This window comes from Gemmata sp. SH-PL17 (assembly GCF_001610855.1).
Classification (GTDB): domain Bacteria; phylum Planctomycetota; class Planctomycetia; order Gemmatales; family Gemmataceae; genus Gemmata; species Gemmata massiliana.
Genome location: NZ_CP011271.1, coordinates 970,694 through 996,870, shown reverse-complemented (window position 1 = coordinate 996,870; position 26,177 = coordinate 970,694). Strand labels below are relative to the sequence as shown.

The window sequence follows — 26,177 nt, the reverse complement described above, 5'->3', positions numbered from 1 at the left end:
GGAGTGTTCCTCGGCATTATTTCGCTCGGTGCCAACCTGTGCGACCCAGTTTTGTAGACATTTCTCCCGGTCCGGCTTCTGTTTCGGTCACTGCGCCGGGCGCGGATAGAATACTCAGCGCCCGAAGCCGCACTGTGCGGTTCCGGGCCGCTTCAAGATTTAGGGAACCTCCAAAGTGGCTGCGTGGTCCGCTGATTCTCTCGCACTTTTGGCCAACGCCGAGGGCGAGATGAGCCAGGCGCTCCTGGTCGTGGGGTTAGTCGCGATACCGCTATTGGTTGCGATCAACGGGTTCTTTGTCGCGGCCGAGTTCGCGCTCGTCGCGGTTCGCAAAACGCGAGTCGAAGAACTGGTGAACCAGGGGCGCCCCGGCGCCCCTGGTTTACTTGCGGCCGTGAACGACCTGAACCGGAGCGTGGCCGCGTGCCAACTCGGGATCACGGTCGCCAGCCTCGCGCTCGGGTTCGTTAGCGAACCGGCCATTCACCGACTCATTCACCCGCTCCTGTCGGGGCTCCCGGGCGAGTGGTCGCGGGTGCTCTCTATTCTCATCACGCTGTCACTCATCACGTACATGCACGTCGTGTTCGGCGAGCAGATGCCGAAACTCGCCGCGCTGCAAGAGAGCGAGTGGGTCGGGTTGTGGGTGGCTCGGCCGGTCTACCTGTTTGGGCGGGCAATGTCGCCGATCATCCAGCTCATGAACGGATCGAGTAACTGGTTCCTCCGGCGCCTGGGCTACCACGGGGACGGTGAGGAGGGCGAAGTTCACACCGTAGACGAGTTGCGCCTGTTGGTCGAAGACAGCGAAGAGGCGGGCGAGATCGACCCGGACGCCGCGGACATGGTGCTGGGCGTGTTCGCGCTCGCGGACAAGGTGGTACGCGACTGCATGGTACCGGCCGAAAAAATGGCCGCGCTCGACGTGTCCACCTCGCCCGACCGGGTACTCGAAATCGCCCGGCTGGGCGCCCACACGCGCATGCCGGTTTTCGACGGCACGCCGGACAAAATCGTCGGCATCGTGAACACGAAGGACTTGTTCTTCCTGTTCAGCACGTCCGGCGCGGTAGTGCTCGAAGACGCACTGTACCCGGCCACGTTCCTCAGCCCCGACGAACCGGTCGCGAACGCATTCCGCCTGTTCCGTAAATCGCACCGCCCGATGGCGATCGTGCGCGACGCGGAAGGGAAAGTGCTGGGGCTAATTACCCTCGAAGACGTGTTAGAAGAGATCGTAGGCGACATCGAGGACGAGCACGACGTACCCGTTCCGAAGCTGAAGCTCGCCCGCCGGCGCCCGGGCAGCGCGCCGAACAAGTCCGGCACCCACCAACCGTTGAAACCGCGCGCCCCGGAACCGCGCGACAAGCCGGCCGGAAGTTGATCCCCGTGTGGCACTCGGCGCCATTTTCTTGGGCTGCTGTCGCGGGCGCGGAGCACCTGTCAGGTAACTCGCCGTTCCGAGGTGCCACATGCCCACGACGCCCGCCGAGATCGCCCGCCGTGCCCTGACCGATCACATTGCCGCCCGGTCCCCAGCAGAACTGTTGACGCAGTTCGCGAAGACGAGCGACCCGGAAGCATTCGCCGGACTGGTTCAGCAGTTCGGGCCGCTCGTACTGGGCGTGTGCCGCCGCGTCCTCGGACCGTCTGTTGAAGTGGACGACGCATTTCAAGCCGTGTTCCTCGCGCTCGCGCGACAAGCCCGTTCCTTTCGCGACGCTCGCACGTTACCCGCGTGGCTCCACCGCGTCGCACTGCGCACGGCTCGCAAGGCACTCACTCAGCGCACTTCGGGGCCAATTGCCACAACGACGGCGAGCGAACCCGCGGACCCGACCGACCCGTTCGCAAACGTGTCGTGGGGTGACGTGCGTCGCGTGCTGGACGAAGAACTCGACGCACTGCCGAAAAAGTTCCGCGGACCGGTGGTGTTGTGCTGGCTCGACGGGCTGACACAGGACGAAGCCGCCGCGAAACTCGGCACGTCGCTGAACACCCTCAAGCGCCGACTCGGTGTGGGCCGTGAATTGCTCCGTACACGGCTCACGCGCCGCGGGTTGGCTCCCGTATTGGCCGCGACTGCGGTTCTGGTGCCCAATGGCCTCCGGGCCGACGTTCCTCGATCGCTCGCGGCGGCTGCGATCAAAACCGCAAAAGGAACGGGTACACGCACGGCCGGGGTGTCGCGAATAGCGTCGTTCGCGACCACCGCGATCGTAGCGGCGTGCGGCCTCGCCTTCGTGTCGGCCGGACACGCGCCACCTGAAATTGCCCCTCCCCCGCGCACGCTTACCGCGCCGGGCCGCCCCTCGGACGATCCCGCCGTTCCCCTGCCAGCAGGTGTTACGGCCCGGTTCGGAGGTACGCGCTTCCGCGCACTGGGCGGCATCGACTGCGCCACTCTATCGCCGGACGGCGCGCGCCTGGCCGTTGCCAACGGGGCGGGCGTTCAAATCTACGAAACGGCAACATGGCGGTTGTTGAAAACGTTCCCCACCGATGGGGCCGGCGGGACGTGGGCTTACAGAGATGTCCTCGTATTTTCTCCCGACGGCAACCAGCTCGCCTACACCCAGAACGGGCGGTTCGCATTTGTTTGGGATCTGAAGAGTGACAAACTGATGCACCGGTTCGACGGCCGCGATCGCTGGCGGTGGCAGGCATTTTGCGCGTTCACCCCGGACGGGTTGCTGGCCCTCTCGGACAAGGAAAAGCTCCGCTTTTTTGACCCGAATACGGGCGACGAGAAGCGGTCGGTGACCGCACCATGCACGATTGCCCTGTCGCCCGATGCGAAGCATTTCGTCCGTCACCTCAACCGGACCGAGCCGGCTCTCGTACTGGGCGATGCGGTAACCGGAACGGACTTGCACACCTTCAGTTCCGACGTTGGGTGGTGGCCGCGGGTGTCGTTCACCCCGGACGCAAAGCGGCTCGTGCTCGCCCCGGTGAACACTACCGAGATCGAAGTTTGGGACGTCGCGAAGCGCGCACTCGTGAAACGATTCCGCGCACCCGCGGCAGAACCCACCGCGACCCTGACCGAGCACCGCGGCGGCCTGACACCGGACGGTAACGAAGTGTGGCTCCAAGTCCCGGGTGGTGAGATTATCCGGTGGGACATGAACACGTTTCAAGAACGGCCACGGTTAACGGCTCGGGGCTCATGAGGCGGTAGAGGTGGAGGTTTAGTGCAGGACGCTGTCGGGCAACGAATTGCGACCAGCCTCCACCTCTACCGCCTCATGAGCCAACGCTCTTTATCGCGTCGGTAGCGTTCTCGGAATGCACGTCGAATCGCGCGCGAACGGTGCCGTCGAGTGGGTTGATGATGCAGACGTGATCTTCGGGTAACGTCGTGGCGAGCGTTCGGTTATCGGTGGCCCAAGCGAACAGTGCATCGCCGACGCGCCGCTTGTGCTCCCTTTCTTCGTGATCGACCTCGATACGGTGTTTTTCTTTTCCGGTGGCCACGTCGAGTATGAGGATCTCACCGTGTTCGTCGGCCGCGAGCCACCGCCCGTCCGAATTGGTGACCGCGCGGAAGCTCTTGACCGCTAATTTGGCGTGCTCTTTTCCGGTCCTGGTGTGCCACACACTGGCATTTTCCGGGTACCGAGCGATGACCGTCCGGTTCCCGGTCGTGAACCCCAGCGGCCACACGGACCACGCCGTTTTCTCCCGGGTATCCCAGGGCCGCGACCACAACTCTTTTCCGTTGGGTATCTCGAATGCGCGGACCGCGGCGCGGTGTTTGGTCTGTTCGTTTTGGTAGTCCCCTTCGCCTATCCCAAGTGCCAAACTGTCCGGGCTGAACACCAACTTCAGTACCGGTTCACCCTTTTCGCGGATCGTGCGTACCGGCTCGCCGGTGGTCGCATCGAGCAAATCGAGCCGGCCGCTCGAATCGCCGACCGCGACAAATGCGTCATCCGGCGAAAGCGCGAACGTGGTCGCGTCGTGGTACCGGTTTGGTACCGTTCGCTCCCGCCCGGTGTGCCGGTCGAAGACCCGCACCCAGCCCGGTGAGCAGGGAACGAGAATGGTGCGCTGGTCCGTTAGTGGGAACAGTCCGTTCGTTACGAGATTGTTCCGAGCCGTGGCTCATGAGGCGGTAGAGGTGGAGGCTGGTCGCAATTCGTTGCCCGACAGCGTCCTGCACTAAACCTCCACCTCTACCGCCTCATGAGCCCCGAGCGTTTTGTGGCGCAGCAGAGGGCACTCGATTCGCGCCCTGGCCCTTTCACCAGACGGGAAGCAGCTACTCGCGGCAGCACTCAACGGCTGGTTCGTGGCACTCTGGGATACCCGCACCGGTAAACGGCTTGCCAAATTGGAGAACGGTTTCCAGATAGACGCCGTCGCGTTCAGTTCAGACGGGAAGAGCGCGTTCACGTTCGGTGGAACCGGCCTCGGTTACCGTTGGGACATTGAGGCGCTCATTACGGCGCAAAAGCCAAAGAAATGACGGTCACCAGCCCGCGTCCTCGTCGTCGTAGAGCGACGGGCGCTCGTCGATATCGGCGAGACTCGCGCCGAGTATCCCGACCTTCACTCCGTGTTTGCGCAACTCGGCCGTCGCGTACCCGCTCACCAGTGTGAGGACGAGTAACCCCATACAGGGCACGACTGTCGCGAAACCGAAGACGAGCGCGGCGAACGCGCCCCGTAACTCCCACGACAACAGGAAAACGAAGATCCCGCCGACGCCACCGAGGATGAGCGTGAGAACGAACGGGAATTGCATGTCCGGTTCGCGCCCCCGTGCCAGAACGGTCAGCGCGATGAACCCGGCCCACAGCGCGAGTTGTGCCAGCACGACCGCAATCAGCCACCGGTGGTAACGGGCGATCCGCTTCAACCCTTCGACCGGGCGCTCGTAACTCGGCCGGTCGAACTCGTCCCACGCGGCCATGTCCGCTCTCCACATTCGATCCCCACCCGGCGAGATGGGGAACGGTACCCGTTAAACCCTTCGGAGAGGAGAGCGACGCCTTACGCTTTTCGTTGAACCAACAAGCGGGCACACCCCGCAGCGCCAATGAACCCCGCGTCCGAACCGAGGCTCGCGAACCCGATCTTCACGTTCTTCGTCGGGAACGGGAGGCCGAAGCGCTTCACGTACACATCGATCTTCGACCGGAACCACTCGCCCGCGGCGACCATTCCGCCCCCGTACACGATCATCTCCGGGTCCACGGCCGCGATCACCGCACACGCTCCGAGTGCCAGATAATAAGCGGTGTCGTCCACCACCTTCTGAGCCAGTTCGTCGCCCTCGGCCGCGTGCCGGAAGATCACCTTCGCGGTGAAATCTTCATCGTTGGCCGTGTAGTAGTCGCGCAACTTGCTCGCCGGTCCGCGCCAGCACGCCATGTCCTCGCGTGCCCGGCGAACCACGTTAGTCGCGCTCGCGTAAGCTTCGAGGCACCCGCGTGCGCCGCACCCGCACTGCCGACCGGTGTCGGGCATCGCGATCCGCAAGTGCCCCAATTCCCCACCGTGGCTGTGCTCGCCCTCAATGATTGTGTCATCGAGGATGATCCCCCCGCCGACGCCGGTCCCCAAAGTGAACAGTACCATGCTTTTCGCGTCACTGGCGGCCCCCACCCAGAACTCGCCGTAGGCCGCGGCATTCGCATCGTTCTGATATGCGGTCGGCTTGTTGAATGCCTTCGCAACGTGGTCCCGCACCGGAACGTTCTTCCACGGCTTCAGGTTCGGCGGGTCGAGAATCAGACCCGCTTTGATGTCCATTAGCCCCGGTGTCGCGACCCCGATCGCGGTAATGTCGGCGAGAGTGAGGTTGGCGGCTTCGATCGCTTTGCGGATCGTCGCGCACATCGTTTCCAGCCCCTCCTCCTGCCCACGCTCGGGATTGGTGTCCATCACCACCGGCGCGGACAGTGGGCGCCCGTCGCTCGTTACAACGGCGGCCTTCATCGTGGTTCCGCCCACGTCTAAACCGACGAAATTTTCCTGTGCGGCCATTATTGCCTCAGTTAACTGCGTTTATGTATGTGCGTATTTCGCGCCGGGATTTCATGTGTAGCCTTCATCCCGCTCCCGGGAATACGGTGCGGGGAGCGAAATACAAACCGCGAAACGCGAAATAGCAAACACTTTCCACAAGTTGTACCGATAGCACCAGGTTGTGACAGGTGAAGACGTTAACGTGTGTTAGCGCCGATCCCAGAGTGTTAACTACCCGCGCTTCGGGGCGCAAATCATTCGAGTCGGGGCGCTCTTTCGTTCGGTAGTGATCTACGGTTGCCAGAAGGAACATCCCCTGCGATCGCCCGCTGGTCGCCCCGCCCAGAAGCGCACATTATGGAACCGCTCACGCCGCAAGTGATGCACAAGCTGGTCTTCACCATCCTCGTCCACGGGTTGCCAGACGCGCAGACGAACGTGGCCTACGATGTGCTCCTTGAAGCCCAAAACAACCCGAACCCGCAAGTGCGCGAGCTGGCCGTGGTCGCGCTCGCCGAGTTACCGGTGCCCGCTCCCAAGCGGGTCACGGCTCTAGCGAAGGGGCTGCGCGACGCTTCGGCCCGCGTTCGGCGCCGGGCGGCCCGGGCGCTGGGGGACTTCGGCGCTCAAGCCATTCCCGCTGTTCCCGCTCTCGTGATCGGTCTGCGCGACATTGACACCAGCGTGCGCCGCGACTGTGCCGGGACACTCGGGCGCCTCGGACCGGCCGCAGGTCCGGGAGCACAAGGATTGGTCAACCTGTTGTCCGAACCGGAAACCCGCAGCCGCGTGGTGGCCGCGACCGCACTCAAGCGCATCGGGAACGAAGCCGTCCCGGTGCTCCTGGTTGGTTTGCGCAATGCGGACGCCGATTTCCGCTCTCGGTGTGCAAAGGTGCTGACCCACATCGCACCAGACGATAACGAAGTGGCCGAAGCGATTCGTGTTGTCGTGGCCGAAGACGAATTGGCCAGAACCACCGAATTCGTCCCGCTCGCGATGGCCGTGAACTGACTCCGTCCGGAAAAAGAAGGGTGAAAAGACGGTCTTAGAGCGCTCGTCCTAATTCCTCGTGAGCCTTTTACTCTTCGTCGATTCCTTGCTTCGGGAGCAACAGTAGAAATCGGGCGCCCACTCCAAAGATTCGTCCCCCGTGGGGTTGGCCAGCGCGCGGACGACGTTTTCGTGTTGCGCGGCGAAATCGCCGTGGAAGAAGATGAGTTGGATGCGCTCGTTGGCGTCGAGGTGGAACCGGAGGCTGTACGGCTTGAGCAGCGCGACGCGGCGGTCGCGCAAGTGCTTTTCGGCCCACCAGCGGGTTCCCGTTCGGGCCGATTCCTCGGCGCGGTTCATTAACCCGTCGATCAGTAAGCGGAACTCCCGAATGCTGTCACCGTCCACGACCACGCCCGGGGCGCCGGGGATCTGCCCTCGAATCCGGAAGCCCTCGGTGCGCCGGCCCGCGTTCCAGGCCGCGATCCAGGCGTTGAGTCGCGCCCCCCATTCCGGTTTGTCGTGGTCGGTCTGCACCACGACGACCGGCGGCGCGTTGAGCAGTGTCGTTTCAAAAAGCAGGTCGAAGGCGTCCGAGTCGACGTAATCCACCCTCGTGGCTTGCAGGTTGAACTGCTGCGCCGAATTGCGCGGGGTGGGGGCCGGTTTTGTGGTGTGGCACCCGTAGGCGACCACGAACCCGAGACTGACGAACGGGGCCAGTCGGGACACGAGCGATTTCATAGCGGGTTCCCGATGCTTGCCCCCTACGCGGATCGCGACACGATACCGCACCGGAATAGGGACATGGCCGGAGCATCTCTCTTCAAAAATTTTGCGCGGGAAGTGTGTCGCCCATGCCACAAACGGTGCGTCCCGTCCAGGGCAGTTTTTGTTTTTGAATGCGGCGACAAGGGCCATTCCCTTAGAGCCCAGGGGCGTTCCTCGTGCCACCTTGGCGCGAGCGGGCTTGTTGGATAGACGGGGCGCTCCTTCGGCCCGAAGTGTCCGGTGCCCGCGCGTTCGCTGTACGAGGCCGCGCTGGGCTCTTGGGCGTCTTGCCATCGAGGGCACCGTGGTCACCATGTTCTGTCTGAAGGACGTGCGGCGCCGTAATTGAGGGCGAGTACCCGTTCACGGTCAAGGACAACCAGCCCACACTGCACGACGACATCGCCTGTACGTTCGCCGCGTCGTCGGCTTTTTTCCCCACCAACAGCCCCGATGGGCCGCTGAGCAGGGATACCGCCACCAACAAGGGACACGGTCGGGGCTAGGCCCGCACCCTGACAGTCCCCTGCCCGACCTCGCCTAAGTGTTCCAACTCCACCGGATGCGCCGGTTCTCGGACGGGCACACCGAACAGGAGACGGCCACGGAATCACCAGTCCGCACCCGTGGGCCCCCGGCGCGGCTCGACGACGGCAACGGAACCGCAACCATTGGTCCGTTGAGAACAACCGACACCGGGTCCGCGACGTCACCCGCGGTGAGGACGTGGGCCGGATTCGGTGTGGGAACAATCCGCACGTCCGAGCGCGCACCGGAACGTCTCAAACCACGTGCGCGCCCAAATTACCAACGTCGCGACCGCACTTCGGCGATTCACGATCTACCCCTTGTGAAGCACTCCGACTACTCCACTACCGCACCCCGCTACGCGAGAACTAAACCGCCCTGTAGAGTGCTTCCGCCGTGAAACCCGTGCCCCTATACTCGTGGGAACTACTTCACGAATCGGTAGTTATGGTTCGGTTATGACACCGTTTGATTGTTGCGTGTTGTGTGGTGGGGACGGGGCGTGGGCGTTCGAGCCGCTCGCACGCGAACTCGCTGCCGCGCTGTGGGTGGACGTGTCACCCGAGCCGCGACGGTTCAATTACGTGCTCTTTGCGGATTCCGTTCCGTTACCGAACGGCTGCGCGTCGTTTGTTCCGCTCGATGCGATCGCGCTTGCGGGCGACAAGCGCCGGGCGGCGGAAGCCTTCGCTCGGCACGGAGTGCCGAGTCCCGAAACGCACCTCTTCGACACGTGGGGCGCGGTGCAGCAATTCCGGGCGTCTCGCGCGGACACAGAGTGGTGCCTGAAGTTTCCCACCGCGAGCGGCGCGAGCGGGCACCGGATGCTGACCGACGCGGCACCGCCCAAATGGTGGCCGGCGCCGTTCGTGGTGCAAGAATTCGTGCGATTAGAGCGACCGGAGGTGTACCGGATTTACGCTGCTGGGGGCACAACGTTCGGCTGGATGGCGCGCCGATACCCGGCCGGCGCGACCACTTCGCCGTGGGTGGCACACGCTCGCGGGGCGCAGTACGAGCGTGCGGGCGCTGCGCCAGACGCAGCGATCGCGGTGGCGCGGGCCGCACTGCATGCGACCGGTCTACTCGAATCGTTCGGGTGCGTTGATTTACTCCAGAAACCGACGGGCGAATGGGTCGCACTGGAAGTCGGCACCGACGGGCTGGTGAATCACGTTGACCGCGCGCTGGGCGATACGAACATGGAACACGAGATCCAGCGCCGGATCGCAGAAGCGTTTTGGAACTGGGTGGGTGTCGCGCCGCCGTGGGGCACTTCGTGGCAGCGCGAAGCAACAGGGTGAGCGCCTGCGTTACTTCTTCCAGTAATCCGGCAAGTCCGGGAGTGTGTCGCGGAGGATTTCGAGCACTGCCTCGCGATCGGCCGCGGTCAGGTGCGCGAACGGTGCGGAGGTATCCTTCTCTGTGAGCACGTCGTGGAGCCGCTTCAGAGTGTGGTCCTTCACTTCTTTCGGCAGTTTGGCGAAACCCGTCGAGTAAATGAGGTAACTGCACGGGTACTTGAATAGCCGGGCCTTGAGATCAAATTCGCGGAGCGAACGCCCCTGCTTGTCGAACGGTCCGCGCGCCGCGAACTCTTTCGCGAACGCCGACGTGCCCTCGACCGGGCCTTCCAGTTTCGCCTCCCCGCTGAACAGCAGGTATTTCGCCAATTCGTCGCCCGCGGACGCGATCCGGCGCTGGGCGCTCTCCCACCTGTGACCAACCGGTTCACCGAGGTTCTTGTTCAGCGTTTCTTCGTAGTGATGCGCTTGCTTGGTGCCGATCAGCGCGCGGGCGAGGCGATTGTGCCCCTCCGTTTGGTGCTCGTAGACCATCAGCGCGACGATGTCGCTGTGCGGGGTGAGGTAGTTCGCGACCGTGAACCGCGACTTCAGTTCGGTCACGTTCTGGCCGGTCGCGTTTCCTTCGGCCGCCGGGTCTTTCTTGTTCTCGACGACCCAGTTGCCCATGTGTTTCTGCTTCCCGTGCGTGCCCGTCACGTACCACCCGCCCCAGCGCTCCGCAAACGGACTGGAGTGATTCGTCCGGAACGTGCCCGCGTTGAGGAGCGGCATCCCGACGCGATCGGTGAACACGGAGCGCACGAGGTGCCCCGGCGCGCCGCCCGTCGCGTTGGAGGCGTGACAAGTGAGGCAACTGTCGCGCTGGCGGAGGAACTCGACCTTGCCGTCCAGTTCCGGTTCTTGGTCGAGCGTGTAGAACGCGGTGCCGATGTTGGTATCGACCGCGGACAGTTCGAGCACGTCCCCGCGCAGGCAGAAGCCGACATAAACGTCGTCGTTGAAGTAGAGCGCACGCGGCGTTTTGGGCGTGATCCGCTCGCGCTGGAAACTGGTCTTGGAGAAGACGAGGATCTGTGACGATTGCGGCACGTTCAGTTCTTTGAGGAGTGCCGGTAAGTACCCGTGGTCTTCCGCAAACTTGAGCTTCACCTGACCGGCCGTGATCCGCTTCTGAAGTGCGGTGACGGCGTTCTCAGCCCGTGCGGTCTTGTAGTTGATCGGCTCGCGTTCGAGTTCATCAATCTGCGCAGTCACCGGCGGCGCAACAACACACGTGGCGACAATCGAGAACGTGAGTCGGAGCATGAGCCGACCTCGAAGCGGAAGAGCGAACAGGCAGGAGGGCGATTCGGCAGGTACAAAGGAAGTGTAGCAGACGAAAGTGGACAGTAAAGTCTTATTTCTAAGCCGATGCTGATTAGAAGGGGACCGAATTATTGGGATCGAGGATAAATTTGCGCAGAAAGGCGGGGAGGGATTCTCGCGAGGCTTGTGAAGCAACACGCAGTGATACGTGGGCTTCCTGTTCGCCACCCAATTCCTTGTGTGTAACTATGGCGTTATTTGTCTCAAAAATACGAGTCGTGCTCCACATCGTAGGCCGCGGAAAATGTCGTTCGAGATCAGCAAGGAGATCGACACCTTGTGGGCGGTAAAAGCGACACTGAGACACGCGAGCAGGGTACGTCATGAGCATGTGAAAAATGGCGTCTGTCACCGATTGCGCAAGAAGGCGGTCTGGTACGCCAACATTCAATCCGTAAGGCCATTCAAAGAAATAAACGGGTGGGTCGGGCACGCAACCATCGATCTGCCGAATGCCCCAACGGTGCCCTTGGTGAAGGTCCACCACAGAAATAGCCGACGCATTCGGCGTTGCCTCAACTTCAAACACGCCACCAAACATAAAGGAGTTATCGATACCACCCGAAGCATCTCTTCCAAAGGAGATCCATTCCCGTACCGATGGCGGTAACCTCCTTCTCAATCGCGCTTCCACTTCGGCGATCTCGGATTGCCGACCACCAACGTCTGGCATCGGAACACAGTGCCAGCGTTCTGTGAACTCGCGGATCAGTCGCCAGCGCTCGCGCCAGCCGTCCGGGATGCCGTGCCAGAACACCGGTTCGCACTCGGTGCCGTACTTCATGAGCGCGCACCACTCCGAGCCGGCCATTGTGCGGAGTTCGTTGCGGCGCGGTTTCAGTTCCCAGAACCGATCGGCGAACACCGGTACCTGCCGCATCTCCTCTTCGGCGCGGATCAGTTCGCCGCGCGGGTCGTTGTGTTCGTCGAGCCAGTCCGCGTAGACGAGGCGCAGCGTGCGCTCGTGCGGTTCGGCCCGGATCGCGTTTAGGAAATCGTCGTTCGTGTGGAGCATGGCTGAAGACATGATCGCCTCTCACGAACGAGAGGAAAAGAGCGGAGCGAAAGTTCTGCCGCGATCCCGCTACGGTGCTTGTACATGAGTGCGCATCGGGGTACGCTGCGGGGGTGTTGTTGGTGTGTGTTTAGCTCGGTGCTTTGCACCAGGCTGATGTTGCGTCAGCCGAGCGAATGGTCAGGAATGCGGCTTGAGGAAGGCTGTTCCAGCACCGCTTTCGCCCGGAGGGGGAATTCCCCTTCAGTGGTCTGGGACAACCCCGCGAGTCGTGGTTCCACTGAAGGGGAATTCCCCCTCCGGGCGGCAGTGCCGTGAGCCTTCCACAATCCAGGTCGAATAGTAGACCTCACCACAACTCAAACGCAAAAGCCCCAGGTTTTACCTGGGGCTTTTAGTTTTTGTACATCTGCAAGTCACACGATCCCGGACGCGAAATCGTCGGGCCGTCCGCTCTTGGCGACGGGGGCCGGTGCGTCGGCGCCGTGGAAGTGCGTGCCCTTCGGGGCCGCGTGCGGGCCGTGCGCTTTGACCGTCTTGCCCATCTCGGTCACCATGCCGCCGTAGCTCATGGGGACGTCGTCGTCGAAGTCGAACTCGTCGTAGGTGCAGACGTAGCCCGGGAGCTTCGAGCGCTCCTTCTCCTTCGAGTAGGCCTCCACCACGGCCGCCTGGATCAGCTCGCGGGCGCCGCTGTGGATCGGGTGCGCGATGTCCGCGTGCAATTTCGCGCGCCCGTCAACAGCACGCATCGCGCGCTGGTCGTCGAGCCGCGTGCCGCACTGGTTGCAGAACCGCGCCCGCAGGTGGTTCTTGCCGCTGCACCGACAGCACCGGTCGGTGAGCTTGCGGCTCGGCATGGCCACGAACACGCCCTTGGTCCCCTCGATGACCTTCAAATCCCGGACGACGAAGGCGTTGTCGAAGGTGACCGAGCAGAACGCGAGCAGGCGCTCGTTGTTCTCCTCACACAACTTGATGCGAACTTCCGTGATGACCACCGCACGTCTCCTTCAGCGGGATCAGGGGGTAAAACCGTGAACTACGAGTACGCGAGATTCGGGTTCGTCGGCCGGGCGCGAGTCCGTAAAGGCCGCGGCCACACTGTGTGCTTCACGGGCGTCGCGACAGGGGGCGAAGACCGTCGAGCCGCTGCCGGACATCATCGCCCCGGCCGGGTTCAAGCGGCCCAGGCGCTCCCGGATGCGGCCCACGACCGGCTCGATCGCGAAGGCCGGTTCTTCCAACCGGTTGAACATCGCCGCGCCCAGGGCCGCCGCGTCGCGCGCCCGGAACGCCGCACGCACGCGCCCGCCGCTCACCGGCTCCTGCGGGACCGTGAGGCGCCGGTACACGCCCACCGTGCTGATCCCCACGGGAGGGAACACCAGCACGAAGTACGGCCCCACACCCGCGCCGCGATCAACCGGTTCCGGTGTCGTGATCTCCCCGCGCCCGGTACACCATGCGGCCGGCAGCGAGAGGAAGAACGCCACGTCCGAACCAATGAACGCGGCAATAGCGACAAGTTCTTCGCGTGTCAGCGCCAATTTCCAGATTTGATTCAAGCCCACGATCGCGGCCGCCGCGTCGCTCGATCCGCCGCCCAAACCGGCCTGCGTGGGAATGCGCTTCGTGAGGTGAATAACGGCCCCGAGATCGGGTCGGTTGGCCCGTGTGCGCAGGGCGGCTGCCGCTTTGTGAACGAGATTGTCCGGGCCGGTTGAGAGCGTCGCCGGATCGCATGTAAGAGTGATTTCACCGTTCGGCGCGGCACGCATTTCGAGCGTGTCGAACAGGCTCACCGCGACCATAAGGGATTCGAGGTCGTGGTAGCCGTCCGGGCGCTTGCGGAGGATTTCCAGGAACAGATTGAGTTTTGCGGGTGCGGCAAGAACGACGGCATCCGACCCGGCGAAAAACGCCGGATGGACCGGTAGCGGGTCCGCTTGCGGAGTCGGGGCGCTTGAGCGCGTCATTGGTGTCGGGGCAACTCACCGGCGAGGGGAGCGGCCCATCCGTGGGTGCGAATCGAGTCCGTGCTGCCGGCAATTAAGAAGCGCCCGCGGTTTGCGGTCAACGGGCACTTTAAGCTGAGAGCGAACGTTAAACGAAGATTCCGGGTGCGTCAAGAGGGGGATTTGGGCGAATTGTGCCTTTCACCGTACCAGATCAGGGGTTCGGAACGGAATTTTGCCTCACCCCTACACCGGTCCGGAATCCGTTCTACGCTCGTTGTTGCTCAGATCGCCGCACTCCGCACAGGAAGTTGCCGCTATGCTGCCGCAGCGCTCGTCGGGATCGATTGCTCACCCCGTGAATCGTGTTATCGGCGTTGGGGCGCCGGCCCCTTCGTATGAAGCGGTGAAGCGGCGGGTGCTCGCGAAGCTCGAAGACCGGCTCGACATGAGCGCGTCGAAGCGGATGCCGCAATCTCTTTTGCGCCAGAGCCTTAGACAACACGCCGAGCAAATTACCGATCAGGAAGCACGCGGATTTGCCAAGGCCGACCGCGACCGCCTGATTGACGAGTCTCTGGCCGAGATACTGGGGTTCGGGCCACTCGAAGAGCTGTTCAACGATGTGAACGTGCGCGAAGTCATGTTGACCGGTCCCGGTACGGTGATCGCGCGCCGCGAACACGGGCAGTGGCTCCCCACGAGCGTGAAGTTCCGTGACGAGGCCCACGTCCGCGCGACGCTCGACCGGATCGCGACGCACGCCGAACCGATCGGCCCGGTCATGACCAGCATCGCGCTGTTCGATATGCGCCTGCCCAACGGGTTCCGCGCGATCGCGGTGATCCCGCCGGAAGCCCTCGATCAGCCCGCAACGGCCTCGTTCCTCCGCGAATCGCCGCTCCCGGGCGGAATGCTCCCCAAAGACGCGAGCGGCGCGTTCCCCGGACTGCCGGCCACCGGCTCGACCTCGCAGGGGACGCTCAAAACGGTATCCGCCCCCACCACCCCTCCGCGCTCCAACAGCGGCACCACGTTATTGCCAGGTACTCGCGTACCCAGTGAGCCGCCCGCGTCGGGGATCAGCGACCCGTTGGCGCGCCACCGCGTTCGGATTCTGGAGCGCCTGCTCTCCAAGTTCGCGGCGCTGAAGGTGTACGACGTGACGCGGCTCGAAATCACCGAATTGCGGAAGATCGTCAGCGCCTATATCCGCGAGTATGGCGAGTCCGAAAAGGTCTACCTGAGTGACACCGATCAGGGTCGGATCATGCTCGAAATCCTCACCTCACTTCAGCGGTAAAGCCTCCGACCCCTCCCCAACCCCTCCCCTAAACGGAGAGGGGCTTAAAACCGGCGCTTGTGCTGTGAGTTCTTCTGTCTATGTTTTCTCCCCCTTCCTTTTTTAGGGAAGGGGGTTGGGGGGTTAGGTTCTTCTCTTTGCATCTCGCTCGCTGGCCGAATACCATCATCCTTCCGGCTTCTTATCAGTCAGAAGGACGATCCTCATGCCGCGTCTCTCCCTCGCGTTTGCACTCACCTTGCTCGTATCGCTCGGCGGACTGTCTCCCCCCGCACACCTCTATGCCCAAAAAGAGTTCGGGTTCGACAACCAGAAGGGTTCGGGGCAGCCGTACCTCAAACCGGACGAAACGGTCGCGAAGATCAAAGTGCCCGACGAGTTCGAGGTGAAACTGTTCGCGGGCGAGCCGCAGGTGGTGAACCCGGTCGCGTTCACGGTGGACGAGAAGGGGCGCATCTGGGTCGTGGAGTGCTTCGAGTACCCGAAGCGCACGCCGAAGGGCAAGGCGCCGCGCGACCGCATCGTGATCCTCGAAGACACCGACGGGGACGGCGTGTGCGACAAGCGCACCGTGTTCGCCGAGGGCAAGGACTTCCCCGTGACGGAAGAGCGAAAGAAGGCCGGTCTGGGCGCGTTCGATCTGTGTACCGGCATCGAGGTCGGTCACGGCGGCGTGTTCGTCGGGGCCGCGCCGTATCTGTGGTTCATCGAGAACAAGGACGACAAGGCCGGGAAGTTCGATGTGCTCCTGAAGGGTTTCGGCAGCCAGGACACGCACGAAACGCTGAACACGTTCCAGTGGGGACCGGACGGCTGGCTGTACGGTCTACACGGCATCTTCACGAACTCCGCGGTGAAGCCGGGCGACCAGCTCGACGGCCCGGAGGCCCGCATCAACGGCGGCATCTGGCGCTACCACCCGAAACTGAAGAAGTTCGAGATCTTCGCCGAGGGGACATCGAACCCCTGGGGCATGGACTGGCGCAACACGGACGGGCAGTTCATCCTCGCGTGCTGCGTGATCCCGCACCTGTACCACATCGTTCCCGGCGGCATTTACAAGCGCCAGGCGGGGGCGAGCTTCAACCCGCACGTGTACGGCTACCTCAACGAGATCTGCGATCACACGTTCCACAAGGAATCGGGCTGGGCGCACGCGGGCCTCATCTCGCTCGACGTACCGCACATTCCCAAGCGGTTCCAGAACAGCGTGATCTTCGGCAGCATCCACGGGTGCAGCATCAAGCAGAATATCCTGAAGCCCAACGGCAGCACGTACACCGCGAGCCGCGGCGACGACTTCCTGGTGAGCGGCGACAAGAACTTCCGCCCGATCAACATGAAGTGGGGACCGAACGGCGACATCTACCTCATCGACTGGCACGACCAGAACCCGTGCCACCAAACCAACCCCGACGACTGGGACTACGAGCGCGGCCGCGTGTACCGCATCCAACTGAAAGGGACGAAGACGAAGAAGCCCGAGGACATGTCGAAGCTGACGACAGAAGAGATTCTCAACGGCGTGCTGATTCGCGAAGACAACCCGTACCGCTACCGAACGGCACTTCGGCTGCTGTCCGAGCGCAGCGGGGGCATCACCGAGAAGCAGCGTGACAGCGCCCGCGTCCTCGCGGGCCTAGGCATCGCGGACGCGCACCTGCGCATCCGCGGGCTGTGGGCGTCGGACGTGTCCGGCGGGTTGTACGACATGCGATACACGGAAGACGGCTTCCTCGACACCAAACCGCCCGCGATGCGAGCTACCACCGCGCGGTTCACCGGGCAGAACGACCCGCGCATGTTCGGCAGCGACCCTGTGGCTGAGAAACTGGTCGCCGAGCGCCTCGGCCACCTCGTCGAGCAAGCCAAGAAAGACGCTTCGCCGGTGGTGCGCCGTGAACTCGCCTCGACTGCGATTCGCCTGTCCGACAAGCACGACGTAATGCCGCTCCTTCGCGCACTGATGGCCCACAAGGAGGACGCGAAAGACCCGGTCATTCCGCAACTCGTGTGGCTCGCATACGAGCGGATCATCGCGAAGAAGGAGGGAGCAAGCACCCCCGCGGAGAAGGAACTCGGGTGGCTCGCGGAGGAGGCACCGAAGAACGAGTTCGTGCGCGACCAGATCGTACCGAAGGTGATGCGCCGGCTCGTCGCGACGGGGCAGCCGAGCGACCTGCGGTTGTGCGTCGAGTTCGTCACGAAGCTGAAGGACGCGGACGCCCGCGCCAAAGCACTCGAAGGACTGGCGATTGCGCTCGACAAGCAATCCATCAACGCGCCCGAGGGGTGGGCCGCGCTGCAAGCAGAGATCGCAAAGGAGAACAACGCCAAGCACGTCGCGCTGGCGAACAAGCTCGGGGTGGTCTTCCGCGACCCGGCCGCACTCAAGCGTGCCGTCGATATCGTGGCGAATACCGGACTCGCCGCCGACGTGCGGGCCGAAGCTGCGCGGCAACTCGGCTCGATCCGGGCGCCGGAAACGGTCGCGCTGCTGCTGAGCATCGTGCGCACGGACACCTCCGACACGGTGCGCAGCGAAGCCGTTCGCGCACTGGCCGGGTTCGACGTCCCGAAGCTCGGGGACGACCTGCTCGCGGGCTGGAAGGACTACCCGAAGGCCGTGCGCCCGGACATCATCAACGCACTCGCGACCCGCAAGGAATGGGCGCGGGTTCTGCTCAACGCGATGGCCGACAAGAAGATCGACCGCGCGGAGGTGACCGACAACACGATCCTCCGCGTGCAAGCGTTCAACGACAAGGCTCTGAATGCGCTCATCGAAAAGGCGTGGGGCCGCACGCGGACGACGCCCGCGGACCTCGCGAAGCTCATCGATAAGACGCGCGAGTCGCTGTACGAGGCGCCGGCGTCGTTCGAGCGCGGGCGCAAGGTGTTCGAGAACAACTGCGGGAAGTGCCACAAGTTCGAGGGCAAAGGCGCTGAAGTCGGCCCGCCGCTCGACGGCGCCGGGCGCGACATCGAGTACATCCTCGGTAACGTGCTCGATCCGAACCGCGTGATCGGCGCGCCGTACTTCCTCCGCACCGCCCGGTTGACCGACGATACCGTGTTCTCGGGCCTGCTCGCGGAAGAGGACGACAAGACCATCACGCTGAAGCTCGAAAACGCGGTGCTGAAGAAGATCAAGAAGGAGGATCTCGCCGAGCCGGTCCGCGTGGCCGAGAAATCACTCATGCCCGAGGGCCTGGGTTACAACATGACGCCCCAGGACTTCCGCGACTTGGTGCGGTATCTGATGGCGAACCCGTTCGTCACCGACGTCACGGTGAACGGCACGAAGCACGCGGTCGGCGCGCCGGGCCGGGTGGTGCTCCCCGATACGAAGGGCGCGCCCGCGGTGGTCGAAGCCGAAGTGACCGCGGCGAGCGAACTGAAGACGCGGGTGCTGATCGGTTCGACGGCCGACTACGAGGTGCGGCTCGACGGGAAGGTGATCGGCACCGGTCGAGGAGCGGGTAAGGAGACGCGCCCGGACCGCGACGGCTTCGACGTGACAGTCCCCGCGGGCAAACACACCCTCGCGGTAGTGGTGAAGGGCGGCGGGCCGAACGCGGTCTACGCGCGCTTCCTCGATCCCGATCGCAAGCTGAAGTACCCTGACGCGGGCGAGAAGAAGTAACGCACATTGAGACGGCCGGTGCCGCGCGCCTGTTCCGCACCGGCCGTCGCCCACAGGGTTACTCTCTCGCGCGGGTACTGGAACGGGTACGACCGCCACGGCACGCTTGGTTGGGCCGAGGCCCCATCCTCAAAGGCGCCGGCTCATCATCCACTTCACCGCACGAATCACCACACCGCGCGGGGCGAATCGCTCCAAAAACAGCATCACCTTGTTCCGCCAACCGGGGACGACCATCCGGCGGCCCGCTTTCATTGCGTTCAGACCGGCCTCGGCCACCGGGCGCGGTCCCATCGCCTGCCCCGCACTGAACACGCGCGTCGTTTGCATGCCCGAAACTGCCGCGAATTCAGTCGCGACCGGTCCGGGGCACAGCACCGTTACCGTAACTCCGGTCCTGCGTAGTTCGCTGTGGAGCGCTTCGGAGAACGAGTTCACGAAGGCTTTAGTGGCGTAGTAAACGGCCATGAACGGGCCGGCTTGAAACCCCGCGATCGAACCCACGTTCAGAATGCGCCCACTGTTCCGCGCGACGAACGCGGGTAGAAACAGCCCGGTCAGTTCAGTGAGCGCGGTGATGTTCACCTGAATCATTCGTAGCGCTTTACCGAGATCCGATTTCGTGAACGGGCCAAGATCCCCGAACCCGGCATTGTTCACCAGCACGTCGATCGTAATTCCCGCCCCTTGAACAGCGGCGAACAACTGGCGCGGCGCAGCCGGGTCCGCGAGGTCCGCAGGAAACACGTGACACGCAGCCCCGTGTTTCTGCTTCAGTTCGTCAGCGAGCGCGCGGAGCTGCTCGGCCCGGCGCGCGGTGAGAATGAGATCGTGATCGACAGCGAGCAGGCGCGCGAGCTCGACGCCGATCCCGGCGCTGGCCCCGGTGACGAGCGCGACCGGCCGCGGGGACGGTGGCGTGGACATAACGGTACTCGTTGTGGTGTGACGAACGACGTTTCGAGCGGTCCGTCACACGAATCGACCGGCTCGTTCAAGACAGGATAGGGTCCGCGGCCGGCTCGACCTCTGCCGGTGCGTCGGGAAGGGTGACGAGGAAAATGTCGCCGTCGAGTTCGGGCTGTTCTAGACCCAAACCACGGTGCCGGATCAGTTCGAGCACCGCAAGGAAGATGCCAATGAGTCGCGCTTTGTAATGCGGGGGCGGGAACGCTTCGCGAAACGGCAACCGACCGCCGGACGCGGTCACGCGCTCCATGAGTTGCGCTTCGTACACGTGCTGCGGGGTGTCATCCACCGCGATCGTGGTCGGCTGGAGCGCCTGTGTTTCGCGCATGAGCCGGGCGAACGCACTGACCAAGTCCCACAACTCGACCGGGCGCACTTTGGGCTCGTGTTCGCGCGCCGGTTCGGGCGGCTCCAGGCGCGAGAGCCGCGTACCGGCCTCTTCCGCCTTCGCCTCGAGCGCCGCTGCCGCGTCCTTGAACTTCCGGTATTCGAGCAACTGACGCACGAGTTCGCGGCGCGGGTCCGGTTGGTCGTCGGCAGCGTGGTGCTCGTCAACGGGAAGTAGCGACCGGACCTTGATCTCCATTAGCGTGGCGGTCATCACCAGGAACTCGCCCGCGGCTTCGATGTCCAAATCCTTGACGGCTTGAACGTAAGCGAGGAACTGGTCAGCGAGTTCGGCGATGGGGATGTCGAGAACGTCCACCTCGTTCCGCTTGACCAAATAAAGGAGCAGGTCGAGCGGACCGTGGAAAGTGTCGAGTGCGACAAGGTGTGACATGGGAACCGGACCGCAACCTTCGGGCGTTCACGCGCCCGGAGTATAACGGCCCCCGGGAAAGAAACCTAGCCGGGTAGTCCGGCCGCGCCAGCCTGCCGCTTGCCTGACCGGGATAGAATGGGCACCTCGAACGAGAAAGGTCCGTGCCATGTCGCGGTTCTGGCAGCACTTCATTACGAACGGCGGGGAGGATACCGACGCGCCCGGCGAACCGAAGCGCGAATCGACTCCCGAGCCGGAAGACGTACTCGATGCGTTCTCGCGCGCCGTTGTCGGCGTCGCAGACAAACTCCGCCCGGCCGTTGTAAACCTCCGGGTCGGTAAGGGAATGCGGGGTGGGAGCGGGTCCGGCGTGTTGTTCACACCAGACGGCTTCCTGCTCACGAATCACCACGTCGTCCAGGGGCACGAAAAAGTCCGCGTGCGCCTCAGCGACGGTGCGGAAATGAGCGGTCGCGTGGTCGGTAACGACCCGTGGACCGACCTCGCGGTGGTACAAGCGGAGGGCGGGTCGTTCCCGTTCGCCACGTTCGGCGATTCGGCGAAGATCAAGGTCGGCCAACTCGCCGTCGCGATCGGCAGCCCGCTCGGGTTTGAATCGACCGTGACCGCGGGCGTGATCTCCGCACTCGGGCGCACGCTCCGCAGCGTGTCCGGCCACTTGGTCGATAACGTCATCCAAACGGACGCGGCCCTCAACCCCGGCAACAGCGGGGGACCGCTCGTCGATTCGCACGGCCGCGTGATCGGCATCAACACCGCGGTCATTCAGCCCGCGCAGGGCATCTGCTTCGCGGTGCCGATCAATACCGCGAAGACGATCCTGCCGCAACTGCTGAAACACGGCCGGGTGATCCGCGGGTACCTGGGGCTGCACGTGCGGCAAGTACCGGTCGCGCCAGAACTTCGCGAGAAGTTCGAGCTGGAGCAAAAGAGCGGCGTCGAGATCCTGATGCTCGAAGAGGACGGCCCGGCACAGAACGCGGGGCTGTGGATCGACGATATTGTCATCGGCTTCGGCGGCAAAACCGTGGCAAGTGTGGACGACCTGCACCGCGCGCTTACGCAACTCCCGGTCGGAATCCCCGCGAAAGCCGCAGTGCTGCGCGAGGGGCGCCGGGTCGAACGCGCGGTGGTGCCCGGCGAGTACCCCAGCCCGGTACGCGGCTAATCGCCTCTCCTCGGGACTGTGAACTACACAGTTCCGAGGAAGAACATTTCAGGTTCCCGCAGAATTGCTCTTTTTATTCTGTAAACGCGGTGTATTATTCCTCACACTGATGTGGCGGGTGCCGCTCAGTCCAGGAGCTACGAATCGCTTTGCTGCCATCTGCTTCGACACTTCTTGGTCTTTCGACTCTGAGCTACCCTCACAGCCTCCAAGACAGTCAAGCCAGCATCGTTGCAGAGGAACTGTGGTACACGATCATTCCTCGTGAGTGATTGCGGCCCCAGCCACTCGTCAGTCCTGTCCTCAGCGCGGGGGGCTTCCGCGCAGCGTTCTATCGGGCCACCGGCCCAAGAGTAAGAAGACTAATGGCGAAGAAGTTGTACGTCGGTAACATCTCGTTCCAAACCACCAGTGACGACCTGGTGCAAGCGTTCTCCCAGTACGGCACCGTGCTGGGCGCGCAGATCGTCAGCGACCGCGAAACCGGCCGCAGCCGCGGGTTCGCGTTCGTCGAAATGCACGACGGCGGTGACGAAGCGATCGCGGCCCTCAACGGCGCCCAACTCGGCGGCCGCACCCTGACCGTGAACGAAGCCAAGCCCCGCGAAGAGCGCCCCCGCACCGGCGGTGGTGGCTACGGCGGCGGTGGTGGCGGCGGCTACGGTGGCGGGCGCGGTGGCAGCGGCGGTGGCTACGGTGGCGGGCGCGGCGGCAGCGGCGGTGGCCGCTACTAAGTAACCGATCACGCCCGTGGGCCGGCGCTCACTGGCTACGAACTCCCTTCTGCACCGCGCGAAGCGTGTTGACCACCTTCTGCGCGGGACGTGGGGCCGACTTTCGGGACCAAGAAGAGGGATTCTTCTTCGCCCGGACGAATGGCACCCGCGCCGCGGACGCGAGTACGTGGTCAGCGAGCGCCGGCCTCGGCGTTTTCCGATCGCCACCCGACACGTGATTGACCACCGCTAACATTTGCTAACATTTCCGGCTCAGCAGAGTCTCGCGGACCCCTCAACCGAGCAAAAACACTCGTTTTTCCAGTCAAATAGTAAAATTACACGATCTCACAGCCCCATGCCCGCGGCTAACAATCACCAACATTTCCCCGGTGTATGTACCCGCATCAATGGGTTGCAAAGCCGCACCTGGGATTATACGCCAGGCAGTGGACAAAAATCCACAAGAATACCTCCCGTACTCGCGCCTTGCCCACCCCCGTAGGACCGCTACAATACTCCATCCTGCGTAAAAAACAGAAATTCAGGAGAATAGAGTCATGGCACACAAAAAGGGTCAGGGGTCAGTCCGCAACGGTCGCGATTCGCTGTCGAAGCGCCGCGGGCTGAAGGCCTACGGCGGCCAGGCGGTCACCATCGGTAGCATCATCGTGACGCAGTGTGGCACCCGGTACTCGCCCGGTCGGTTCGTGCGCCTCGCGAAGAACAGCAGCATCTTCGCGCTGGTGGCTGGTAAGGTGTACTTCGACCAGGGCGGCAAGCGCATCAACGTGCTGCCCGACGACGCGACGGCCACCGCGATCGGCTAAAACAATCCGAGAGGAACGCAAACGAACCGGCCCGCGCGTACTGACGCGCGGGCCGGTTCGTTTGTTGAGAGTATCAGCTTCCGTTGTGGTGTAGGACGCGGTAATATTTGGTTAGGAGTTCCACTTCCGACCGGAACCACTCATGGCCGACGATCCCATCCTGTCTCTCTGGAGCCGACTCATTAGCCCAACGGGACACCCCCTCCCGCCAAACCTGGCTGGGTACGTTCTGCGCCTCGGATTTGATGACGGCGACCGGGCACGAATGGGGGAATTGTCTGAGAAGTCTCAAGCCGGGACACTTTCGATCGATGAGCGTGCGGAACTGGAAGCCTACTGCCACGCAACCGCGTTCCTCAGTGTGTTGCAGTCCAAGGCCCGCGTTGCGATACGAACGCCCAGCTCAATAAGCAACAATGGCACACCCGCGGCATGAATTCGTTCGTGCGCGGGCCGGTGCGGTATGCGAATACTGTCGCCTTCCGGAAGCCCTGTATCCCGGCCCCTACACGACGGAACACATCATCGCCCGACAGCACGGCGGGTCCGATCGCGACGACAACTTGGCTTACGCTTGCGGGCACTGCAACTTACATAAGGGGCCAAACATCGCCGGACTCGATCCCGCGACCGGCCTGCTGACGCGCCTGTTTAACCCGCGCGTAGATGTTTGGAACGATCACTCTGAATGGTCCGGTCACATCCTCACTAGCCGAACACCCGTTGGGCGCACGACGGGTGTTGTTCTGGCAATGAACGACGCGATGGCCCGCGTCGTTCGAGCCGCACTTTTGGCCGAGGGCGTGTTTCCACCGATCCCCCCGGCCTGATCTAGTACGCCCGTGCGAACACCACGCGGCGCGCGGACGGCTTACCGGTGAAGATGCACGTCCCGGCTTCCTGCGGGCCGTCGAACGGTAGACACCGGATCGTCGCCGCGAACTCCTTTTGCACACTCTCTTCCGTCTCGCGCGTGCCGTCCCAGTGGGCGTACACGAACTTCAGCGGCTCCGTGCCCGCTTCCGCAGCCTCCTCGCGCGCGGGGAACAGGGCCTTGAACTCGTCGAGCGTGTTCGCGGTCACGATGCGCGAGTCGCGGAACGCCTTCGCCCGGTTGTACAGCGATGCCTGGATGTCGCGAAGCAGTTTCGCAATGTGCTCGGCCGCACCCGTGAGCGGGATGCCGAACTGCTTCCCCTCTTTTCCGGGTACGTCGCGCCGGGCCACGGCGCAGGCGCCCTTCTCGATGTCCTTCGGCCCGATCTCCACGCGGACGGGCACCCCGCGGACCTCGTGCTCCGCGTACCGGAACCCGGGTTGCTTGTCGAACAGCGTGTCGATCTTCACGCTGATCGGCTCGTAGCCGAAGAAGTCGTCGCGGGGCAGCGCACGCAGCTCGGTCGCGAGCTTTTCCGCAGCGGCGATCGAGGGGCCGCGCTCCGTATCGTTCTTGCCCAACGGTACGATAACGACGTGCGTGGCCGCGAGCCGCGGGGGGATTACGAGCCCGTTGTCGTCGGAGTGCGTCATAATGAGGCCGCCGATGAGCCGCGTGCTCACGCCCCAACTCGTCGCCCAGGCGAACTCTTCCTTGTTCTCCTTGTCCTTGAACTTCACATCGAATGCCTTCGCGAAATTCTGGCCCAAGAAGTGCGACGTTCCGGCCTGGAGCGCCTTACCGTCCTGCATCATCGCTTCGATGCAGAGCGTGTACACCGCACCAGGAAACTTCTGCCCGTCGGTCTTGGGACCGACCAGCACGGGCATCGCCATCCACTCTTCCGCGAACTTCTGGTACACGCGGACCATCTGGAGCGTTTCCGCTTCGGCCTCTTGTGCGGTCGCGTGGGCGGTGTGCCCCTCTTGCCAGAGGAACTCGGCGGTGCGGAGGAACAGTCGCGTGCGCATCTCCCAGCGCACCACGTTCGCCCACTGGTTAATGAGTAGCGGCAGGTCGCGGTAGCTCTGTACCCACTTCTTGTAGGTGTTCCAGATGATCGTTTCGGACGTGGGGCGAATGATGAGCGGCTCTTCGAGTTCGGCCGCGGGGTCGACGTGCAGCGGCTTGCCGGGTTCCGCTTTCAGGCGGTAGTGCGTGACCACCGCGCACTCCTTCGCGAACCCCTCCGCCATCTGTTCTTCCTTCGCCAGGAAGCTCATGGGAATGAAGAGGGGGAAGTAGGCGTTGACGTGCCCGGTGTCCTTGAACAACCGGTCGAGCGCGCGCTGCATCTTTTCCCAGAGGGCGTACCCGGTCGGCTTGATGACCATGCACCCGCGAACGTCCGAGTTGTCCGCGAGCCCGGCTTCCTTGACGATGTCCAGGTACCACTGGGAGTAGTTCCGGGCGCGGGGCGTAATCACGTCGGCCATGAGAAGTTCCTTGACAAATGAGGCGCGCGCCCGGGTTTAACGCCGGGCGGCGCGTGTGGTCACGATTATAGATAGGGACGGCCCTGCGATCGAAAGGTGATCGGGGCAACGAGAAAGTCGCGGAAGGGTCCGTCGCTTAAGGTCACCCGAAGGATGTGAACCGTCCACTACCAATCGTCAACTCACGGTGAGCGAACCCACCGAATCGGACGCCGTCCCACTAACCGTTGCGACGACCGAGGCTCCCGTGTAGGCTTGGGTGGCACTGATATTCGAGTACCAGTCCCCGCTAACAGCCGTGACGAGAGCTCCCGTTGCCACCGTTGCACCACCGGAATCTTTTAGCACAACACTAATTTGCGACGAAGTAACCGTCGCCTCACACTTGCCGCTCACAGTAAACGAGCGAGCTACTGTTGCTCCATTGGTCGGCTGAGAAATCGTGATCCAGGGTGTGGGCATTCGAGTTCCT

Annotated in this window: 23 protein-coding genes; 11 read left to right on the top strand and 12 right to left on the bottom strand. The window is 63.4% G+C overall.

Annotation, left to right across the window (positions count from 1 at the left end):
• The first annotated feature begins 175 nt into the window (after positions 1 to 175).
• Positions 176 to 1,387 carry a hemolysin family protein gene (locus VT84_RS03990; RefSeq protein WP_082838594.1) on the top strand — a complete coding sequence of 404 codons (1,212 nt, stop codon included), beginning with the start codon at positions 176 to 178 and terminating at the stop codon, positions 1,385 to 1,387.
• A gap of 88 nt (positions 1,388 to 1,475) precedes the next feature.
• Positions 1,476 to 3,176 (top strand): sigma-70 family RNA polymerase sigma factor, encoded by a 1,701-nt coding sequence (locus tag VT84_RS03985; RefSeq protein ID WP_082838593.1) that lies wholly within the window; start codon positions 1,476 to 1,478, stop codon positions 3,174 to 3,176.
• A gap of 73 nt (positions 3,177 to 3,249) precedes the next feature.
• Here VT84_RS03985 and VT84_RS03980 read toward each other — a convergent pair whose 3' ends face one another.
• Complete coding sequence (locus VT84_RS03980; RefSeq protein WP_162271579.1) at positions 3,250 to 4,023, bottom strand: WD40 repeat domain-containing protein; 774 nt, start codon at positions 4,021 to 4,023, stop codon at positions 3,250 to 3,252.
• A 184-nt stretch (positions 4,024 to 4,207) separates the two neighbouring features.
• On the opposite strand from VT84_RS03980, the gene VT84_RS03975 reads away from it, so the two are divergent.
• Positions 4,208 to 4,474, top strand: a complete 267-nt coding sequence (locus VT84_RS03975) for a WD40 repeat domain-containing protein (protein ID WP_082838591.1) — start codon at positions 4,208 to 4,210, stop codon at positions 4,472 to 4,474.
• Positions 4,475 to 4,477: 3 nt separating this feature from the next.
• Here the strand turns inward: VT84_RS03975 and VT84_RS03970 are convergent, their stop codons facing one another.
• Entirely contained in the window at positions 4,478 to 4,921 is a 444-nt protein-coding gene (locus tag VT84_RS03970) for a hypothetical protein (protein ID WP_052553226.1), read from the bottom strand.
• An 80-nt stretch (positions 4,922 to 5,001) separates the two neighbouring features.
• A complete protein-coding gene (locus VT84_RS03965) occupies positions 5,002 to 5,997 on the bottom strand; it encodes an ROK family protein (protein ID WP_082838590.1) in 996 nt (331 codons plus the stop codon).
• Positions 5,998 to 6,336: 339 nt separating this feature from the next.
• Between VT84_RS03965 and VT84_RS03960 the strand changes: the two genes are divergently transcribed.
• Positions 6,337 to 6,993 carry a HEAT repeat domain-containing protein gene (locus tag VT84_RS03960; protein WP_052553233.1) on the top strand — a complete coding sequence of 219 codons (657 nt, stop codon included), beginning with the start codon at positions 6,337 to 6,339 and terminating at the stop codon, positions 6,991 to 6,993.
• Between the two features lie 48 nt (positions 6,994 to 7,041).
• On the opposite strand, the gene VT84_RS03955 is transcribed toward VT84_RS03960, so the two are convergent.
• Positions 7,042 to 7,716, bottom strand: coding sequence for a hypothetical protein (locus VT84_RS03955; protein ID WP_082838589.1), 675 nt, complete (start codon positions 7,714 to 7,716; stop codon positions 7,042 to 7,044).
• Positions 7,717 to 8,729: 1,013 nt separating this feature from the next.
• Between VT84_RS03955 and VT84_RS03950 the strand changes: the two genes are divergently transcribed.
• A complete protein-coding gene (locus tag VT84_RS03950) occupies positions 8,730 to 9,575 on the top strand; it encodes a hypothetical protein (protein WP_082838588.1) in 846 nt (281 codons plus the stop codon).
• Positions 9,576 to 9,584: 9 nt separating this feature from the next.
• On the opposite strand, the gene VT84_RS03945 is transcribed toward VT84_RS03950, so the two are convergent.
• From VT84_RS03945 to ispE, 4 genes are all read right to left on the bottom strand, one after another.
• On the bottom strand, positions 9,585 to 10,883 hold the full coding sequence (locus tag VT84_RS03945) for a hypothetical protein (protein WP_082838587.1): 1,299 nt from the start codon (positions 10,881 to 10,883) through the stop codon (positions 9,585 to 9,587).
• Between the two features lie 112 nt (positions 10,884 to 10,995).
• Positions 10,996 to 11,970 (bottom strand): TIGR02996 domain-containing protein, encoded by a 975-nt coding sequence (locus VT84_RS03940; protein WP_082838586.1) that lies wholly within the window; start codon positions 11,968 to 11,970, stop codon positions 10,996 to 10,998.
• A 404-nt stretch (positions 11,971 to 12,374) separates the two neighbouring features.
• Entirely contained in the window at positions 12,375 to 12,959 is a 585-nt protein-coding gene (locus VT84_RS03935) for a SpoVG family protein (protein WP_052553244.1), read from the bottom strand.
• 21 nt (positions 12,960 to 12,980) lie between these two features.
• On the bottom strand, positions 12,981 to 13,937 hold the full coding sequence (gene ispE / locus VT84_RS03930; RefSeq protein WP_082838585.1) for a 4-(cytidine 5'-diphospho)-2-C-methyl-D-erythritol kinase: 957 nt from the start codon (positions 13,935 to 13,937) through the stop codon (positions 12,981 to 12,983).
• Between the two features lie 337 nt (positions 13,938 to 14,274).
• Here ispE and VT84_RS03925 point away from each other — a divergent pair, with 337 nt between their 5' ends.
• Positions 14,275 to 15,219, top strand: coding sequence for a hypothetical protein (locus tag VT84_RS03925; RefSeq protein WP_157469172.1), 945 nt, complete (start codon positions 14,275 to 14,277; stop codon positions 15,217 to 15,219).
• A 205-nt stretch (positions 15,220 to 15,424) separates the two neighbouring features.
• Positions 15,425 to 18,865, top strand: coding sequence for a PVC-type heme-binding CxxCH protein (locus tag VT84_RS03920; RefSeq protein ID WP_082838584.1), 3,441 nt, complete (start codon positions 15,425 to 15,427; stop codon positions 18,863 to 18,865).
• A 129-nt stretch (positions 18,866 to 18,994) separates the two neighbouring features.
• Here the strand turns inward: VT84_RS03920 and VT84_RS03915 are convergent, their stop codons facing one another.
• Together VT84_RS03915 and VT84_RS03910 are read right to left on the bottom strand one after the other, a co-directional pair.
• Positions 18,995 to 19,792 (bottom strand): SDR family NAD(P)-dependent oxidoreductase, encoded by a 798-nt coding sequence (locus VT84_RS03915; protein WP_082838583.1) that lies wholly within the window; start codon positions 19,790 to 19,792, stop codon positions 18,995 to 18,997.
• Between the two features lie 67 nt (positions 19,793 to 19,859).
• Positions 19,860 to 20,615 (bottom strand): segregation and condensation protein A, encoded by a 756-nt coding sequence (locus VT84_RS03910; protein WP_052553254.1) that lies wholly within the window; start codon positions 20,613 to 20,615, stop codon positions 19,860 to 19,862.
• A 148-nt stretch (positions 20,616 to 20,763) separates the two neighbouring features.
• Here VT84_RS03910 and VT84_RS03905 point away from each other — a divergent pair, with 148 nt between their 5' ends.
• The 4 genes from VT84_RS03905 (at position 20,764) to VT84_RS03885 (ending at position 24,162) form a co-directional block, all read left to right on the top strand.
• Positions 20,764 to 21,786, top strand: coding sequence for a S1C family serine protease (locus VT84_RS03905; RefSeq protein ID WP_082838582.1), 1,023 nt, complete (start codon positions 20,764 to 20,766; stop codon positions 21,784 to 21,786).
• 365 nt (positions 21,787 to 22,151) lie between these two features.
• Positions 22,152 to 22,520, top strand: coding sequence for an RNA recognition motif domain-containing protein (locus VT84_RS03900; RefSeq protein WP_052553257.1), 369 nt, complete (start codon positions 22,152 to 22,154; stop codon positions 22,518 to 22,520).
• 542 nt (positions 22,521 to 23,062) lie between these two features.
• Positions 23,063 to 23,332 (top strand): 50S ribosomal protein L27, encoded by a 270-nt coding sequence (locus VT84_RS03895; protein ID WP_052553260.1) that lies wholly within the window; start codon positions 23,063 to 23,065, stop codon positions 23,330 to 23,332.
• A gap of 416 nt (positions 23,333 to 23,748) precedes the next feature.
• Positions 23,749 to 24,162 (top strand): HNH endonuclease, encoded by a 414-nt coding sequence (locus VT84_RS03885; protein ID WP_052553262.1) that lies wholly within the window; start codon positions 23,749 to 23,751, stop codon positions 24,160 to 24,162.
• 1 nt (position 24,163) lies between these two features.
• On the opposite strand, the gene proS is transcribed toward VT84_RS03885, so the two are convergent.
• Both proS and VT84_RS42105 read right to left on the bottom strand, forming a co-directional pair.
• Positions 24,164 to 25,705, bottom strand: coding sequence for a proline--tRNA ligase (gene proS, locus VT84_RS03880; RefSeq protein WP_082838580.1), 1,542 nt, complete (start codon positions 25,703 to 25,705; stop codon positions 24,164 to 24,166).
• Positions 25,706 to 25,882: 177 nt separating this feature from the next.
• On the bottom strand, positions 25,883 to 26,167 hold the full coding sequence (locus VT84_RS42105; RefSeq protein ID WP_082838579.1) for a Gmad2 immunoglobulin-like domain-containing protein: 285 nt from the start codon (positions 26,165 to 26,167) through the stop codon (positions 25,883 to 25,885).
• Positions 26,168 to 26,177: the final 10 nt, after the last annotated feature.